The sequence below is a fragment of the Pseudomonas sp. YA1 genome, from assembly GCF_058680555.1.
Map to the genome: position 1 here is coordinate 1 of NZ_JBZWBG010000016.1, position 15,970 is coordinate 15,970.

Below are 15,970 nucleotides of genomic sequence, written 5' to 3' on the forward strand. Positions count from 1 at the left end.
AGTCATTACTTGATGCACCGCTACAACTGGATCAGGCCGCATCAATTCAACGACGGGTTACCACCTGCGGTGGCCGAAGAAAAACTCAACCCACTGTCCGGGATGGGTTGACCACTACAGATTGCGCTCCTGAAGCAATTGAAGATGTATTTATGCCTAGCAGAAGCACTGATCTGGGACAGGGATTCGTTGGCTGGATGAAATCTGGCATCGCGGCCCGTCGCCTGTTCATCAACGACACCAAGGCTTTGGTGCATACGTCGACGGGACCGCCATGCTGGTCACGCCAGGAATCTTCAAGCGTTATGTCCAGGAGCATCCGGAGGTTGAAAAGCTGGCCCAGGCCAAGGAGACCGCCGGCTGGAAGCTGGTACAGCGCGCTTTCGAGAAACAAGGTCTTCACCGAAAGACCAGTAAAAACCTGAACATCTGGACCATTAAGGTTTCTGGTCCTCGCAAGACGAAAGAGCTCAAGGCCTACCTGCTCCAGGATCCCAAATTGCTGTTCCCTGAGCAGCCTCTGGACAACCCAAGCCTCACGGTCATCACCGATGCCGAAGGAGGTGTGGAATGACGCCGCAGCAGCTCACCGAGGAGTACATCTTCGCGCACGATCTCCGGGAAGCCAGCGCGAAGATCTACCGCGCCGCGACCAAGGCGCTGCTCAAGCACTTTGGTCCTACGGCAACCGTACAGGACGTGGACCACCGGGCTGTCCTGGGATGGCGGCACAAGGTACTGGAACAAGGCCTGTCGAAGCGGAGCTGGAACACGTATTCGAATCATCTGCGAACGATCTGAGGCTATGCCATCGAGCACGAGCTGGTGACACACTCCCAAGTCAACCCGTTCAGAAAGACCACCGTCATTCCCCCCAGGCGAGCAAGCAAAACCGTCGCCGCCGAAGCCATCCTGCGCGCCCGCAATTGGCTCAACATGCAGGACGGCGCAGAGCGCTGCACCGGCGAACGCGCACGGATCACACCCGCCTGGTTCTGGCTTTGCACGTTCGAGGTCTTCTACTACACCGGCATCCGGTTGAATGCGCTGCTGTGCATCCGCAAGCGCGACATCGACTGGGATAATCAACTGATCCTCATCCGCGGCGAGACTGAGAAGACTCACAAAGAGTTCGTAGTGCCGATAACGGAGGGGCTTGTGCCTCACCTATCGAGGCTCCTGCAAGAAGCCGATAGAGCCGGATTCGCCGATGACGACCAGTTGTTCAACGTCAACCGGTTCTCACCGCACTACAAGAGCAAGGTGATGAACTCCGACCAGGTCGAAGCCATGTACCGGAAGTTGACCGAGAAGGTTGGGGTGCGGATGACCCCGCACCGTTTCCGGCACACCCTGGCCACCGACTTGATGAAGGCACCCGAGCGGAACATCCACCTCACGAAGTGCCTGCTCAACCACTCGAATATCCAGACCACGATGAGCTACATCGAGGCCGACTACGATCACATGCGTGCCGTGCTGCATGCTAGAAGCCTGGCCCAAGGCGCGCTGGAGAATGTCAGGAAGGTGGATTACAGCGGCTCCCCGCAAGCCTCTGCCAAACCGAAGCCATGCGGGCAACCTCTCGCTCGAGTGAGTGAAGCGCCGCCACCGGAGGCCAGGACAGAGCCTGCAGAACCAAGGGAGCACACGCCAGGGACAGGCATTCAGGGAGGTCCAACCGCGTGGGAAGCAGAAGCGCTACCACAGCCACCTGACACCTTCGAGCAAAGCGTGCTGTTCACTCTGATGGCTCAACACTTATCGAACCGTGCCGCCTCGGCATCCGCGGCTCCCGCTGCAACAAGCGGAACAGGCGGATGGGGATCTGCCGCCCGAAGCAATCTCGCCTAGCGATACCGGTACTGAGGGCCGGCTACCGGACGAAAGGTAGCCGCGCCTCCCAGCAGATCGCTAGGCCTGTAGGAAAAATTTGGAATTACCGAGAGCGCCTGGATTCCAGCGCCGGCATGCTGGCAGAGCCGCGCAATTTCAAGGCCAATACCACAGTACCCTCTGTAATCGCTGATTACGTCGGGGGCGCATTGCTACGCCTGCAGAATGGTTTCAGGGCCTTAGAAACAGAAAAGCCCACCTATAAAGGCGGGCTATTCCATATTGACATCACGTCAATGCGGGCCTAATGTTCGGCCCAGACGGCTGCAAGGCTAGAACGGTGCAACACCCCCTTCCTAGACCTACGCAACTCGCCCCTTGGAAAATGGTGGGTCGTGTAGGATTCGAACCTACGACCAATTGGTTAAAAGCCAACTGCTCTACCGACTGAGCTAACGACCCAACGCGAGGCGTATAATACTGATTTCTAACGTAAAAACAACACCTCTCGCGAATTTTTTTCAGAAATATGGCGTCGGGTCGGAAATACCAGCCGCCGCGAAGCCATCCGCACGCAGCCGGCAGCTATCGCATTTGCCGCACGCACGTCCCTGCTCATCGGCTTGATAACAGGACACCGTCAGGCCGTAATCCACCCCACGCGCCACGCCCGCCTGGATGATCTGCGCCTTGGACAGATACTGCAGCGGCGCCTGGATGCGGAAGCCATTGCCTTCCACGCCCGCCTTGGTTGCCAGGTTCGCCATGCGCTCGAAAGCCTCGACGAACTCAGGGCGACAATCCGGATAACCAGAGTAATCCACCGCATTCACACCGATGAAGATGTCACGGGCATCCAGGACCTCGGCCCAGCCCAGGGCGAGCGAGAGAAACACCGTATTGCGCGCGGGCACGTAAGTCACCGGTATACCTTCGCTAGGCGACTCGGGCACCGCGATGCTCTCGTCGGTCAATGCCGAGCCGCCCATGCCATTGAGGTCGAGCCCTATCACCTTGTGCTCGATCACGCCCAACTGCCGGGCCACGCGCTCGGCGGCCTGCAGCTCGGCGCGATGGCGCTGGCCGTAGTCGAAACTCATGGTGTAGCAGGCGTAGCCGTCGGCCTTGGCCATGGCGACAACGGTGGCGGAGTCGAGGCCGCCGGAGAGCAGGATGACCGCTTTCTTCTGGTTCATGATGGATTCCTCGTCTCAATGGCCCGGTTCGTCGTTCCAGAGAATCTTGTGCAGTTGCAATTGCAGGCGGACCGGCAGGTTGTCGGCCACGATCCAATCGGCCAGTTCTCGCGCGCTGACCTGATGGTGGCTCGGCGAGAACAGGACTTCACCGGCACGCTGGTCGAGGCGGTACTCGATCAGCTTGGATACCGCCCAGTCGTAGTCCTCTCGCGAACAGACGACGAACTTCACCTGATCGTTGTCGGTCAGCAACGGGATATTTTCGTATCGGTTGCGTCCGACCTCGCCAGATCCCGGCGTCTTGAGGTCGAGAACCTTGCTTACGCGCGGGTCGACCCGTGACACATCGAGGGCCCCGCTGGTTTCCAGGGAAACCTCGTAGCCGGCGTCGCAGAGCCGCTCCAGCAGAGAAATGCAATTCGGCTGGGCCAGCGGCTCCCCGCCGGTCACGCAGATGTAGCGGGGCTTGTAGGCGGCAACCCGCTCGAGAATAGCGTCCAGGCTAACGACGTCGCCGCCGCTGAAGGCATAGGCGGTATCGCAATAGTGACAGCGCAGGGGGCAGCCGGTCAGGCGCACGAAGACCGTCGGCAAGCCGGCGGTACGTGTTTCCCCCTGCAACGAGTAGAAAATCTCGGTGATGCGCAGGGTCTGTTGCATATTCAGCCACGGGCGTGACGACTGAACAGGTCGTCCGCCTCCGTTGCGGTAAATGAAGGGGCGCCACGGAACGTATCCTGTCGTGGCACTCGAAATCCCGGAAGGTCTCGCGTGGAGAGGCACGAAGATCAGCCGAGCTGAAACCATGCAGCTTCACGGGGGCGCCGATTCTAACGAAAAAACCCGCGACAGGCGCGGGTTTGTTCATCGGGAACGGGATCAGCGAAGGTTCTTCAGGTCGCGCTGCGCCAGTTGGGCGGCCGAAGTGCCCGGGTACTGGGAAATGACCTGCTGGAGGATGCCCTTGGCCTTGTCGTTGTTACCCAGGCGACGCTCGACGTCCGCCAGCTTGTACAGCGAGTCAGGCACCTTCTGGCTGCTGGGGTAGCTCTGGCTGACCCGCGCGAAAGCCTGGCCGGCACCTTGCAGGTCGCCCTTGGCCAGGTTCACCTCGCCGAGCCAGTACTGGGCGTTGCCGGAGTACTGGCTGTTCGGGTACTTGCGCAAGAAGGCATTGAACGCCTGGCTCGCCTTGTCGAAATCCTTGCTCTTTATCAGGTCGAAGGCCGCGTCGTAGTAGAGCTTCTCCTTCGCCGGGTCGCCCGGCTCGCTACTCGGCGCCGGTGCGTTGTTGCCTGCGGGAGCCGCAGGCGCCCCATTGGCGTTGATGGCGCCAGCGGGTGCGGAATTCTGTGCAGCGGGAGCGCCACCACCGGAAATCCGACGGTCGAGGTCCTGGTAGCGTTCCAGGCTTTCCTGCTTGAGCTGCTGGATCTGGTTCTGCTGTTCCTCGAGCGTGCCACGCAGGCGAGCCAATTCGTCCTGCATCTGCTGGAGCTGCATGAACAGTTCGCCCTGCACGGAGGTGGGGGTTGTCACCCCACCTCCGGCAAAGGCGCCGCCGGCACCTGCCGTGCCATACCCGGAAGGAGGAACGTTGCCGCCATTGTTGGCGGCAACGCCGTCATACACAGGAACTTCCGCCCAGGCCGCGAATGGCAGGCTGAGCGCGAGGAACGTCAGGACACGCAGGTGCTTGGGCATAACGACTTCTTACTTCTTCAGCTCGACGCGACGGTTCTGAGCCCAGGACTGCTCGTCGTGGCCGGTGGCGACCGGACGCTCTTTACCGTAGGAAACCAGTTCCAGCTGGGCCGGCGAAACGCCCTGCAGCACCAGGTAGCGCTGAACGGCCTTGGCACGACGCTCGCCCAGAGCCATGTTGTACTCGCGGGTGCCGCGTTCGTCGGTGTGGCCTTCCAGCACTACGCGCTGACCGCTGCCTTTCAGGTCTTTCGCGTGTACGTCCAGAGCGCGCATGGCTTCCGGCTTCAGGTCGGAGCTGTCGTACTCGAAGTAGAAGGTGGTGATCGCACGCAGAGCGGCTTCGTCGCTCAGGCTGCCGTCAACGGCACCGCTGTTGGCGCCATAGCCTGCGTTCGGGTCGACGCCGCCATTGGCACCTTCACCGGAAGCATCGCCGCCCTTGGAGGAGCAACCCACAGCCACAGCCATGGCCAGAGCCAGCGCAGCAAATTTGCCGAATTTCAGCATTTCCATCATGTAACTCCTAATGAACCCCAGTGTATAAGTTTGTAACCGTTGGCGACCGTCAGTTCAGGTAAGGGGACCAGGAAGGCTCGCGCACATCGCCCTGAGCGGTAGGGAGAGGTATCCGTACGCGTCCGTTGATGGATACGAGCATCAGCACGCCCCGGTCCTGCTGGCGGGTGGCGTAGATTAGCATGGTGCCATTGGGCGCAACAGTGGGCGAATCGTCCAGAGTGGTGTTCGACAGCACCCGCAGATTGCCGCGCTGGAGGTCCTGGGCGGCGATCTGGAAGTTGGTGTAGCCCTGCTGGCGGTGAACCATTACCAGAGTCTTCTCGTCGGCCGAGAGTTTCGGGTTGGCGTTGTAGTTGCCGATGAAGGTTACCCGGTCCACGGCACCGCTGTTCACGTTCATCTTGTAGATCTGCGGCTTGCCGCCACGGTCCGAGGTGAAGTACAGGGTAGAGCCGTCCTTGCCCCAGAAAGGTTCGGTATCGATCGCCAGGTTGTTGGTCAGGCGGCGCAGGGCGCGGCTGCCAAGGTCCATGACGTAGATTTCCGGGTTGCCGTCGCGCGACAGGACGAAGGCCAGGCGGTTGCCGTCAGGGGAGAATGCCGGAGCGCCATTCAGGCCCTCGAAATTGGTGATCTGCTCACGACGGCCAGTATCGACGTACTGGATGAAGATACGCGGCCGCTTCTGTTCGAAGGAGACATAGGCGATACGGCGGCCATCGGGCGAGAAGCGCGGCGACACGATGGGCTCGCGCGACTGCAGCAGGGTCACCGGGCGGGCGCCGTCGTAGTCGGAGCGCTGCAAGGTGTAGCGGGTGTTGTCGACCGAGAAACGCTCGGCGGTGACATAGAGCATCTTGGTGGAGAACGCGCCCTTGATACCGGTGAGCTTCTCGAACGACTGGTCGGCGATGTAGTGCGACATGTCGCGGAGCTGATCGGTGCTGCCGGTCACGCTGCCGGTCAGGACCTGCTGCTCGGTGCCGACATCGAACAATGCGTACTGCACCTGCAGGCGTCCGCCGGCAGGTACGATGTTGCCGACCATCACGTAGTTGACGCCAACTGCCTTCCAGTCACGGAAGATCACTTCGCTGGCCTGCGCCGGCTGGCTGATCATGTTCTGCCGGGGCAGCGGCTCGAAGTAGCCGGAGTTGCGCAGGTCGTTGCCGATGATATTGGACATGTCTTCCGGCAACACGTTGCCCCCCTGGAAGCCGAACGGCACCACGGCGATGGGAATGGCACGGTCGTTACCGCTGGAGATCACCAGCGGGTCGGCAGCCTGCGCAGCACCTGCCACCAGGGCCAGGGCGAACAGCGCAATGCGAATCAGGGTACTCACAGACTCAAATCCTCCGGTTTAAAGATGATGCGGCGCTGACGATACAGGCTGTCGAAGGTAGCCCGCGGCAATTGCTGCATCTCGGGAATACGGCCGACGTTGCGCACCGCCGCCACCGCCGAACTGTCGAAAGGCTTGTCGCCACTCGAACGGCTGACGCTGGCATTGGTGATGGTACCGTCCGGCAGCATTTCGATCAGTACTTCTACGCTCATTCCATTACGCGCCGATGGAGGACGCCGCCACTGCTGGCTCACCAGGTTGACGATCAGGTCGTCGAGACTGCCGGTGACCTCGCTGCCCACCTCGTCGGCCAGGGCCTGCTGGCGCTCGGTCGTATCCGAAAGCAACTCGGCCAACGCCTGCGCCTTCTTGTCCTCGGCAGCCTTGCGGGCTGCCGCGGCAGCGGCGGCGGCCTTTTTCTTGGCGGCCTCGACGGCGGCTTTCTTCTTCGCCGCTTCCGCAGCAGCCTTCTTCTTGGCCTCCTCGGCCGCTTTCTTCTTCGCGTCCTCGGCTGCCTTTTTCTTGGCGTCCTCAGCGGCCTTTTTCTTGGCCTCGTCCTCGGCGCGCTTCTTGGCTATGTCAGCCTGCTTCTTCTGTTCGGCGGCCTTGGCCTCGGCAGCTTTCTTGGCTTCATCGGCCTTCTTCGCCTCGGCGGCTTTCTGGGCCTCGGCCTTTCGAGCCTCGTCAGCCTTCTTTTGTTCCGCCGCTTTCGCAGCAGCGACCTGCTGCTGTTCCAGCTTTTGTTGCTCGAGTTTCTGCTGCTCGAGCTTCTTCTGTTCGAGCTGCTCGACTTCGTATTGCTTGGAGGCGGTCTTCTTCGCCTCGCCAGCGATCTTCTGGTTGGTCTGGGTCGTCGCCTGGCTCTTCGACTTGAGCTGGTAGAGCGTGGCCTGCACGATCGGCTTGGAGGGAGGAAGCTCCGGAGCAAACGCCCAGCTGACGAACAGCATGGCGAAGATCAGAACGTGCAGGACCACCGCCAGGACGACGGGCCAGAAATAACTCTCGGAAGGCGAGCGCTCGAACTGTTGCTTCAAGATCAGGGGGCCTCGGTAATCAACCCGACGTTGGGCACACCGGCCTGCTGCAAGGCACCCATGGCGCCAACCACCGCACCATAGTTCACCGCCTTGTCGCCGCGGATGAATACCTGGGTGTCCGGACGGGCACTCATGATCTTGGTGACTGCATCGGTCATCTGTTCCAACGACACGGCACTATCGGTCTGTTTTTCAGTATCCACTTCGCTGCCGACGTTCCAGTAATAGGAACCGTCAGCCTTCACCGAAAGGGTCAGGACCTGCTTGTTGTTGTCCTGAGGCAACGCCTCGCTGGACACCTTCGGCAGGTCGACCTTGACCCCCTGGTTGAGCATCGGTGCGGTCACCATGAAAATCACCAGCAGTACCAGCATCACGTCGATGTAAGGCACCACGTTCATTTCCGCGACCGGCTTGCGCTTGTGACGAACCCTTGCCATATCGGCTTACCTCTCAGTCGTCTTAGTCGTCGCTGGTGTGCACCTTGCGGTGCAGGATGGCCTGGAACTCGTCGGCGAAGGTGTAGTAACGACCGATCAGCATCTCAGAACGTGCGGAGAAGCGGTTGTAGGCGATGACCGCGGGGATCGCGGCGAACAGGCCGATGGCGGTGGCGATCAGCGCTTCGGCGATACCCGGGGCGACGGTGGCCAGGGTAGCCTGCTGCACGGTGGCCAGGCCACGGAAGGAATTCATGATACCCCAGACGGTACCGAACAGGCCGACGTACGGGCTGGTGGAGCCGACGGTTGCCAGGAACGGCAGGCTGGCCTCGAGTTTCTCCTCCTCACGGGAGATGGCCACACGCATGGCGCGCGCCACGCCCTCCATCACCGCATCGGGATCGACGCCGGGCTGCTGGCGCAGACGGGAAAACTCCTTGAAGCCGGCACGGAAGATCTGCTCGACGCCGGAGTCCGGGTCCGGATTGCTACCGGCCTGGCGGTACAGCTTGGACAGGTCGATGCCCGACCAGAAGCGTTCTTCGAAGGCATCCAGTGCCTTCTTGGCGGCGCGCATGGCGTTACCGCGCTGGAAAATCATGATCCAGGATGTGACCGAGGCGGCCACGAGGGTCAGCATGACCAGCTGCACCACGATACTGGCGTTGCTGATCAGGCTCCACATGGAGGTATGGTCGACGACGTTCGGTTCCACTTTAATCTCCTGCTGAAAAAGAATCCGGGCTTCCGGCAAAAGCCGCACGCAACGTTTCGGGGATAGCACGTGGCTTCAGGGTGTCCGCTCGCACGCACGCCACCAGGAACCGCCCCTCGCAGAGCAGGACGGAGTCCGACGCTCGACGAACCTGTTGACGAAACTTCAGGCTCGCCCGGTTCAACTCCTCGACCTCGGCGCTGACAAGCAGTTCATCGTCGAGCTTGGCCGGGGCGTGGTAACGCGCCTCGGCGGAGTGCACGACGAACAGCAGATTGTCGCCGACCAGTTGCGATTGGGCGAACCCCAAAGCTCGCAGCCGCTCGGTCCGAGCCCGTTCCATGAACTTGAGATAGTTGACGTAATAGACGATGCCGCCGGCATCCGTGTCCTCGTAATAGACCCGGAAACGCTGCTGGAACGGCTTTCCCCCGTGTTGCGCGCGCATACTCTAGAACCAAGTCCCGGCTTTGCCAATCGGCAATCGCCCACAAATGCAATTAATTACCATCTTCAGACGTGAACAGATCCGTCGTCACCCCCGGCCCCAACCTTTTCGGAATATTCAGGCCAAAGTGCAGGTACGCATGGCGTGTTACCACGCGTCCCCGCGGTGTCCGCATGATGTAGCCCTGCTGGATCAGATAGGGCTCCAGTACATCTTCGATCGTGTGCCGCTCCTCGCTCAACGCCGCAGCCAAGTTGTCGATTCCTACAGGCCCGCCATCGAACTTGTCGATCATGGTCAGCAACAGACGACGGTCGAGGTGGTCGAAGCCACGCTCGTCGACATCGAGCAGGTTCAATGCCTTGTCGGCGATCACCCGGGTAATGTCGCCCTGCCCCCGGACCTCGGCGAAGTCGCGTACCCGGCGCAGCAGGCGATTGGCGATTCGCGGCGTACCGCGGGCGCGCTTGGCGATTTCCGCCGCGCCCTGCGGCTCGATCTCCAGGCCGAGAATGCCGGCCGACCGACTGACGATGGTCGCCAGGTCCTCGACGTTGTAGAACTCCAGGCGCTGGACGATACCGAAGCGATCGCGCAGTGGATTGGTCAGCATGCCGGCACGAGTGGTCGCGCCGACCAGGGTGAACGGCGGCAGGTCCAGCTTGATGGAGCGGGCCGCGGGCCCTTCGCCGATCATGATGTCCAACTGGAAATCTTCCATGGCCGGATACAGCACTTCTTCGACGATGGGCGAAAGACGGTGGATCTCGTCGACGAACAGGACGTCGCCGGCCTCCAGGTTGGTCAGCAACGCGGCGAGATCGCCGGGACGCTCGAGCACCGGCCCGGAAGTACTCTTGATGGAAACGCCCATTTCCTGGGCGATGATATTCGCCAGGGTCGTCTTGCCCAGCCCCGGCGGACCGAAGATCAGCGTATGGTCGAGCGCCTCCTGGCGGCCGCGCGCGGCATGGATGAACAGCTCCATCTGCTCGCGCACGCTGGGCTGGCCGATGTAGTCGGCCAGCTTCAGTGGGCGAATGGCGCGGTCCAACTGCTCATCGCGTTCGCGACCGGAAACGGCGGATATGAGGCGATCAGGCTCGATCATCGGGCGCCACCTAGACCATGCCCTTCAGGGCCTGGCGGATCATTTCTTCGCTGGACAAATCCTCTCCCGGTACGGCTGCGACGGCACGACTGGCTTCCTGTGGCTTGAAGCCGAGGGCGATCAGCGCGCTGACTGCATCGGCCTCGGCGCTTGAGACTGTAGCGCTGCCACGGGGTTCCATCACCAACGGTGCAATCGTGGGCATGTTTTCCCAAGCCTTGAAGCGGTCCTTCAACTCCACCAGCAGGCGCTCGGCGGTCTTCTTGCCAACACCGGGGATCTTCACCAGGGTGGAAGTGTCCTGTGCCTGGACGCAACGCACCAGTTCGTCCACTTCCAGGCCCGACATCAGCGCCAGAGCCAGTTTCGGACCCACGCCGTTGAGTCGGATCAGCTCACGGAACAGCTCTCGCTCGCGCTTTTCGGCGAAGCCATAGAGCAAGTGCGCATCCTCACGCACAACCAGATGGGTATGCAAGGTCACCGGCTCGCCTACCGAAGGCAACCGATAGAGGGTCGTCATCGGCACTTCCACTTCATAGCCGACGCCATTCACATCGAGGATCAGGTGCGGCGGCTGTTTCTCCGCCAGGGTGCCACGCAAGCGTCCGATCACGAAGAGCTTTCCTTATTCAAAGACGCAGGCGCCCGCCACGTCGGCGTGCGCCCACCAGGCCATGGGGGACCAGACTCTGTTGGGTATGGGCATGACACAGGGCGATGGCCAGGGCATCGGAGGCATCGATCTGCGGTTTCTGGGTCAGCTTCAACAGATGCATGACCATCATCTGCACCTGCTGCTTGTCTGCACCGCCGGTCCCCACGACTGCCTGCTTGACCTGCGAGGCGGTGTACTCCGCCACGCTCAACCCCTCCTCCATTGCCGCGACGATGGCCGCCCCCCGCGCCTGCCCCAGCTTCAGGGCCGAATCGGCGTTGCGCGCCATGAACACCTGCTCGATGCTCAGGGCCGTCGGGCCATGGGTGCGGATCACCTCGCGGACGCTGCGAAACACCACGTGCAGACGCTCGTGCAAGGGGCCATTACCGGTCCGTATGCATCCGGACGCCACGTATTCGCAACCGCGCGCCGTTTCCCGCACCACGCCGAAGCCGGTGATGCGCGAGCCCGGGTCAATCCCTAGAATCAAAGTCATAAGCTGGATACTAAAAGCCGGAAGCGGGGTTCGAACGCGTCAAGCGTACCCCACTTCCGGCTTCGCGTTATCGCTCCGATCGGCTCAGCCGAGCTGCGCCATCACGTCGTCCGGGATATCGGCATTGGAATAGACGTTCTGCACGTCGTCCAGGTCCTCGAGCATGTCGATCAGCTTGAGCACCTTCTGCGCGGTTTCCAGGTCCAGGGTCGCGGTGGTCGAAGGGATCATGGTGACTTCGGCTTCGTCGCCCTTGAATCCAGCGGCGGCCAGCGCCTCGTTCACCGAAATGAAGTCGGCGAAGGTGGTGAACACGTCGATGGAGCCATCGTCGTTGACTACCACGTCATCGGCGCCAGCCTCCAGGGCCGCGTCCATCAGCGCTTCCTCGTCCACGCCGGGAGCGAAGCTGATCTGTCCCTTGCGCTCGAACATGTAGGCGACCGAACCATCGGTACCCAGGTTGCCGCCACACTTGCTGAAGGCATGACGCACTTCCGCAGCGGTACGGTTGCGGTTGTCGGTCATCGCCTCGACGATGATCGCTACGCCGCTCGGCGCATAGCCTTCATAGGAAAGCTCGACCATGTTGTCGGCATCGTTGGAGCCGACGCCGCGCGCAATGGCACGATCGATGGTATCGCGGGTCATGTTGGCGGTCAGCGCCTTGTCCACGGCCAGGCGCAGACGCGGGTTGTCCGCCGGTACGCCGCCGCCCTGCCTTGCAGCGACGGTCAGCTCACGGATCAGCTTGGTGAAGATCTTGCCTTTCTTGGCATCTTGCCGCTCTTTGCGGTGCTTGATGTTGGCCCATTTAGAATGACCAGCCATAACTCACTCCGTATTGCTCTCTCGGCAGGAGGCGCCGCAAGCGGCGCCACCGCGGGTTGATTCGAATCACTCGGCCTTCGGCTGCTCGCGCAGGCGAATGTGCAGCTCGCGCAGGGCCTTGCCGTCCACGGAACCCGGTGCCTGGGTCATGACGTCGCCAGCGCTCTGGGTCTTCGGGAAGGCGATCACTTCGCGGATCGACGATGCACCGGTCATCAGCATGACCAGGCGATCCAGGCCGAAGGCCAGGCCGCCATGCGGCGGCGCACCGTACTTGAGCGCGTCGAGCAGGAAGCCGAACTTCTCTTCCTGCTCCGCCTCGTCGATGCCCAGCACGCGGAACACCGCCTGCTGCATGGACTTGTCGTGGATGCGGATGGAACCGCCACCCAACTCGGTGCCGTTGAGCACCATGTCGTAGGCGCGGGAAAGCGCCGCGCCCGGATTGGCCTCAAGCTCGGCCGGGGTGCACTTGGGCGAGGTGAACGGGTGGTGCAGCGCGGACAGCGAGCCGTCGTCGTTCTCCTCGAACATCGGGAAGTCCACGACCCACATGGGCGCCCACTCCCGGGTGAGCAGCTTGAGGTCATGGCCGACCTTGATACGCAGCGCGCCCAGGGCATCGCAAACGATCTTGGCCTTGTCGGCGCCGAAGAACACGATGTCCCCGTCGACCGCGCCAACGCGATCGAGGATCACGTTCAGGTTGGCCTCGGGGATGAACTTCACGATCGGCGACTGCAGACCTTCCACGCCCTTGGCGCGCTCGTTGACCTTGATGTAGGCCAGGCCCTTGGCACCATAGATGCCGACGAACTTGGTGTAGTCGTCGATCTGGCTGCGCGGCATGGAGGCGGCGCCCGGTACACGCAGGGCGGCGACACGCCCCTTCGGATCGTTGGCCGGACCGGAGAAGACCTTGAACTCCACTTCCTTCAACTGGTCGGCGACGTCCACCAACTCCAGCGGGATGCGCAGGTCGGGCTTGTCCGAACCGTAGCGGCGCATGGCCTCTTCGAACGGCATGTGCGGGAACTCGTCGAACTCGACGTCCAGCACTTCCTTGAACAGCTGGCGCACCATCTTCTCGGTGATGCCGATGATGTCGCTCTCGTCGAGGAAGCTGGTCTCGATGTCGATCTGGGTGAATTCCGGCTGGCGGTCGGCACGCAGGTCCTCGTCACGGAAGCACTTGGCGATCTGGTAGTAGCGATCAAAGCCGGCGACCATCAGCAGTTGCTTGAACAGCTGCGGCGACTGCGGCAGGGCGAAGAAGTGTCCCGGGTAGGTACGGCTCGGCACCAGGTAGTCGCGCGCGCCTTCCGGCGTCGGCCGGCCGAGGATCGGGGTCTCGACGTCGAGGAAGCCGTTGTCGTCCAGGTAGCGGCGAATGCTGCTGGTGATGCGCGCGCGCAGCTTCAGCTTGGCGGCCATCTCCGGACGACGCAGGTCGATGAAGCGGTAGCGCAGGCGGGTTTCCTCGCCCACATCGGAGTATTCATCCAACGGGAACGGCGGAGTCTCGGCCTGGTTCAGCACTTCCAGTTCGTAGCCCAGTACCTCGATGGAGCCAGACGCCATGTTCGGGTTGCGCGCGCCTTCAGGGCGCAGGCGCACCTTGCCGGTGATCTTCACCACGAACTCGCTGCGCACCCGGTCGGCCTTGGCGAAGGTTTCCGCACGGTCCGGATCGAACACCACCTGGGCCAGCCCCTCGCGATCGCGCACATCGAGGAAGATCACTCCACCATGGTCGCGGCGGCGGTGAACCCAACCGCAAAGTGTGACTTCCTGGCCGTCCAGGCTCTCGTTCAGTTGGCCGCAATAGTGGCTGCGCATCATGGTGTGGTTCGCTTCTCGTAAGTCTTGGATTCTGTGGAGCCGCCGGCTGCCTGGCGACCATTGCCGGGCTCTCGCCGGCCCTGACCGAGCACCGGAACCATCGGTACGCCCCCGGAAGGACATCGCCCGCGCTGCCCGGTGAACGGCAACGGCGAAGCACCCGCATCCGGGCCCACTTCGCATTGAAGGCGGGGATTATAGCCTGAAAAATCCATGGCTTGCAGCCAGCCCCGCCGGCCTGTCACGCGGGAAGCCAGGCCGTTGAACGGAAGCATTTCGCCGCCCCCTGCGAACCATTCGCTTGGCCGGGCAGTCGGAATAGACTCTCCCTATCGCCGCCTTTGACATAGACCAAGAGCGCTGGGAAAAACCCTGTGTTAGCCTCACTCCAACTGTTTCGGAGTGCCCCATTCACAAGGCCGACTGAAAGGAGAACGCCATGGAAATCAATATCGGAATCGGCGAACAGGATCGCGCAGCCATTGCCGAGGGCCTGTCGCGGCTACTGGCCGACACCTACACCCTCTACCTGAAAACCCACAACTTCCACTGGAACGTCACCGGCCCGATGTTCAATACGCTGCACCTGATGTTCGAAGGCCAGTACACCGAACTGGCCGTTGCCGTGGACGACATCGCCGAGCGCATCCGGGCCCTGGGCTTCCCGGCGCCCGGCACCTACGCCGCCTACGCCCGCCTGTCGTCCATCAAGGAAGAGGAAGGCGTGCCGGAAGCCGAGGAGATGATCCGGCAACTGGTCCAGGGCCAGGAAGCCGTGGTGCGCACCGCCCGCAGCATCTTCCCGCTGCTGGACAAGGTCAGCGACGAACCCACCGCCGACCTGCTCACCCAACGCATGCAGGTACATGAAAAGACCGCCTGGATGTTGCGCAGCCTTCTCGCCAGCTGATCGTCGATCGCTCGATAGAAAGCGGGGCCCGCCTCAGGGCCCCGCCCTCCCCTCCGGCGCCAACCGCTTGATTTGAGTAGCCTCCTGCTTTCCTGTTAAATAGCCGCCGTGCGTCACACGCATAGGCCGGCCGTCCTTCCGCACCTTTCGTTTCATGCACCGAAGCGCTGTCCGGCTACTTGATCGTTACCCCATCAAGGTGAACTCATTGACATGTTGAAAATCGTCCTTCTGGTCACGGGCGTCGCCGCCCTATTGCTGTCCTTCATTCCCAGCCTAAGAACCGAAGCCACACCCTTCCTGCAACATCCCGATGCCATCTACCTGGCCATTCTGGGCCTGATCAACCTGCTCTTCGCTCCCGTACTGCAATCGTCACATCCAACCCGCCCGCTGCAGGCCGGCGCAGCCGCCCTGCTGGTCCTGGGCGTCGTCCTGCAGGCACTGATCCTGCTGGCGCCGCTGCCGACCATCGCCGACCAGCCGGCGATCGTCCTGCCCCTGCTAAGCCTGGTGCTGGCCACGGCCCTGCAACTGGCGGGCAGCCTGAAGCCCGGCAAACCGGTCTCGCGCAGCGCCAGCGCCCCGACGGCCCTCGGCGGCAGCCAGGACAGCGGCAACCGGGAGACCGGTACCGTGAAGTGGTTCAACACCTCAAAAGGTTTCGGCTTCATTTCCCGCGATTCGGGCGAGGACATCTTCGTCCACTTCCGAGCGATTCGCGGCGAAGGCCACCGCATCCTCATCGAAGGCCAGCGCGTGGAGTTCTCGGTGGTACAACGGGACAAGGGCCTGCAGGCGGAAGACGTAATCGCCTCCCGCCGCTGACCGCCGCGAAAAACAGAAAACCCGCCGAACGGCGGG

Annotated in this window: 16 protein-coding genes, 1 tRNA gene and 2 pseudogenes; 4 read left to right on the forward strand and 15 right to left on the reverse strand. The window is 62.1% G+C overall.

Translation table 11 applies throughout. The features are described 5' to 3' along the window. Window positions 1–116: 116 nt before the first annotated feature. Window positions 117–574, forward strand: a pseudogene (locus AC4OR5_RS21925) (conjugal transfer nickase/helicase domain-containing protein); the annotation flags it as partial. Next, window positions 571–1,854: pseudogene (locus AC4OR5_RS21930) on the forward strand (site-specific integrase). The pseudogenes AC4OR5_RS21925 and AC4OR5_RS21930, both read left to right, overlap by 4 nt. A 368-nt stretch (window positions 1,855–2,222) precedes the next feature. Here AC4OR5_RS21930 and AC4OR5_RS21935 read toward each other — a convergent pair. The 15 genes from AC4OR5_RS21935 to aspS all read right to left on the reverse strand — a co-directional run bounded on the left by AC4OR5_RS21935 (window position 2,223) and on the right by aspS (window position 14,196). Further along, a tRNA-Lys gene (locus tag AC4OR5_RS21935) sits at window positions 2,223–2,298 on the reverse strand. A gap of 59 nt (window positions 2,299–2,357) precedes the next feature. Continuing rightward, window positions 2,358–3,032, reverse strand: a complete 675-nt coding sequence (queC, locus tag AC4OR5_RS21940) for a 7-cyano-7-deazaguanine synthase QueC (protein ID WP_003111415.1) — start codon at window positions 3,030–3,032, stop codon at window positions 2,358–2,360. A 15-nt stretch (window positions 3,033–3,047) separates the two neighbouring features. After that, a complete protein-coding gene (gene queE, locus AC4OR5_RS21945; RefSeq protein ID WP_023107103.1) occupies window positions 3,048–3,695 on the reverse strand; it encodes a 7-carboxy-7-deazaguanine synthase QueE in 648 nt (215 codons plus the stop codon). A gap of 219 nt (window positions 3,696–3,914) precedes the next feature. Beyond that, window positions 3,915–4,739: a tol-pal system protein YbgF gene (gene ybgF / locus AC4OR5_RS21950; protein WP_003140772.1), complete on the reverse strand. Its 825-nt coding sequence runs from the start codon at window positions 4,737–4,739 to the stop codon at window positions 3,915–3,917. Between the two features lie 9 nt (window positions 4,740–4,748). Then, on the reverse strand, window positions 4,749–5,255 hold the full coding sequence (pal, locus tag AC4OR5_RS21955; protein WP_003111417.1) for a peptidoglycan-associated lipoprotein Pal: 507 nt from the start codon (window positions 5,253–5,255) through the stop codon (window positions 4,749–4,751). Window positions 5,256–5,307: 52 nt separating this feature from the next. Next, window positions 5,308–6,606 carry a Tol-Pal system beta propeller repeat protein TolB gene (gene tolB, locus AC4OR5_RS21960; protein WP_003086128.1) on the reverse strand — a complete coding sequence of 433 codons (1,299 nt, stop codon included), beginning with the start codon at window positions 6,604–6,606 and terminating at the stop codon, window positions 5,308–5,310. Next, window positions 6,603–7,646, reverse strand: a complete 1,044-nt coding sequence (gene tolA / locus AC4OR5_RS21965; RefSeq protein ID WP_003117096.1) for a cell envelope integrity protein TolA — start codon at window positions 7,644–7,646, stop codon at window positions 6,603–6,605. The genes tolB and tolA overlap by 4 nt, the downstream gene beginning before the upstream one ends. 2 nt (window positions 7,647–7,648) lie before the next feature. Continuing rightward, window positions 7,649–8,089: a protein TolR gene (gene tolR / locus AC4OR5_RS21970; RefSeq protein WP_003086126.1), complete on the reverse strand. Its 441-nt coding sequence runs from the start codon at window positions 8,087–8,089 to the stop codon at window positions 7,649–7,651. A gap of 22 nt (window positions 8,090–8,111) precedes the next feature. Continuing rightward, on the reverse strand, window positions 8,112–8,807 hold the full coding sequence (tolQ, locus tag AC4OR5_RS21975; protein WP_003086125.1) for a protein TolQ: 696 nt from the start codon (window positions 8,805–8,807) through the stop codon (window positions 8,112–8,114). Window position 8,808: 1 nt separating this feature from the next. Beyond that, window positions 8,809–9,255: a tol-pal system-associated acyl-CoA thioesterase gene (ybgC, locus tag AC4OR5_RS21980; RefSeq protein WP_003086124.1), complete on the reverse strand. Its 447-nt coding sequence runs from the start codon at window positions 9,253–9,255 to the stop codon at window positions 8,809–8,811. 52 nt (window positions 9,256–9,307) lie between these two features. After that, window positions 9,308–10,366, reverse strand: a complete 1,059-nt coding sequence (ruvB, locus tag AC4OR5_RS21985; RefSeq protein ID WP_003086123.1) for a Holliday junction branch migration DNA helicase RuvB — start codon at window positions 10,364–10,366, stop codon at window positions 9,308–9,310. A 10-nt stretch (window positions 10,367–10,376) separates the two neighbouring features. Further along, window positions 10,377–10,982, reverse strand: a complete 606-nt coding sequence (gene ruvA, locus AC4OR5_RS21990; protein WP_009315344.1) for a Holliday junction branch migration protein RuvA — start codon at window positions 10,980–10,982, stop codon at window positions 10,377–10,379. A 16-nt stretch (window positions 10,983–10,998) separates the two neighbouring features. Continuing rightward, complete coding sequence (gene ruvC / locus AC4OR5_RS21995) at window positions 10,999–11,523, reverse strand: crossover junction endodeoxyribonuclease RuvC (RefSeq protein ID WP_003112575.1); 525 nt, start codon at window positions 11,521–11,523, stop codon at window positions 10,999–11,001. An 84-nt stretch (window positions 11,524–11,607) separates the two neighbouring features. Further along, window positions 11,608–12,354 (reverse strand): YebC/PmpR family DNA-binding transcriptional regulator, encoded by a 747-nt coding sequence (locus tag AC4OR5_RS22000; RefSeq protein ID WP_003086107.1) that lies wholly within the window; start codon window positions 12,352–12,354, stop codon window positions 11,608–11,610. 66 nt (window positions 12,355–12,420) lie between these two features. Further along, window positions 12,421–14,196, reverse strand: coding sequence for an aspartate--tRNA ligase (gene aspS, locus AC4OR5_RS22005; protein WP_003123218.1), 1,776 nt, complete (start codon window positions 14,194–14,196; stop codon window positions 12,421–12,423). Window positions 14,197–14,635: 439 nt separating this feature from the next. Here aspS and AC4OR5_RS22010 point away from each other — a divergent pair, with 439 nt between their 5' ends. After that, the gene (locus AC4OR5_RS22010; RefSeq protein WP_003086103.1) at window positions 14,636–15,106 is read left to right on the forward strand and encodes a Dps family protein; all 471 of its coding nucleotides are present in this window, start codon (window positions 14,636–14,638) and stop codon (window positions 15,104–15,106) included. A 213-nt stretch (window positions 15,107–15,319) separates the two neighbouring features. Beyond that, entirely contained in the window at window positions 15,320–15,934 is a 615-nt protein-coding gene (locus AC4OR5_RS22015) for a cold-shock protein (protein WP_003086101.1), read from the forward strand. Window positions 15,935–15,970 lie beyond the last annotated feature (36 nt).

Coding starts and splice junctions, on each gene's coding strand:
- queC (WP_003111415.1), bottom strand. CDS start 3,032: ATGAACCAGAAGAAAGCGGTCATCCTGCTCTCCGGCGGCCTCGACTCC.
- queE (WP_023107103.1), bottom strand. CDS start 3,695: ATGCAACAGACCCTGCGCATCACCGAGATTTTCTACTCGTTGCAGGGG.
- ybgF (WP_003140772.1), bottom strand. CDS start 4,739: ATGCCCAAGCACCTGCGTGTCCTGACGTTCCTCGCGCTCAGCCTGCCA.
- pal (WP_003111417.1), bottom strand. CDS start 5,255: ATGGAAATGCTGAAATTCGGCAAATTTGCTGCGCTGGCTCTGGCCATG.
- tolR (WP_003086126.1), bottom strand. CDS start 8,089: ATGGCAAGGGTTCGTCACAAGCGCAAGCCGGTCGCGGAAATGAACGTG.
- ybgC (WP_003086124.1), bottom strand. CDS start 9,255: ATGCGCGCGCAACACGGGGGAAAGCCGTTCCAGCAGCGTTTCCGGGTC.
- ruvB (WP_003086123.1), bottom strand. CDS start 10,366: ATGATCGAGCCTGATCGCCTCATATCCGCCGTTTCCGGTCGCGAACGC.
- ruvC (WP_003112575.1), bottom strand. CDS start 11,523: ATGACTTTGATTCTAGGGATTGACCCGGGCTCGCGCATCACCGGCTTC.
- AC4OR5_RS22000 (WP_003086107.1), bottom strand. CDS start 12,354: ATGGCTGGTCATTCTAAATGGGCCAACATCAAGCACCGCAAAGAGCGG.
- aspS (WP_003123218.1), bottom strand. CDS start 14,196: ATGATGCGCAGCCACTATTGCGGCCAACTGAACGAGAGCCTGGACGGC.
- AC4OR5_RS22010 (WP_003086103.1), top strand. CDS start 14,636: ATGGAAATCAATATCGGAATCGGCGAACAGGATCGCGCAGCCATTGCC.
- AC4OR5_RS22015 (WP_003086101.1), top strand. CDS start 15,320: ATGTTGAAAATCGTCCTTCTGGTCACGGGCGTCGCCGCCCTATTGCTG.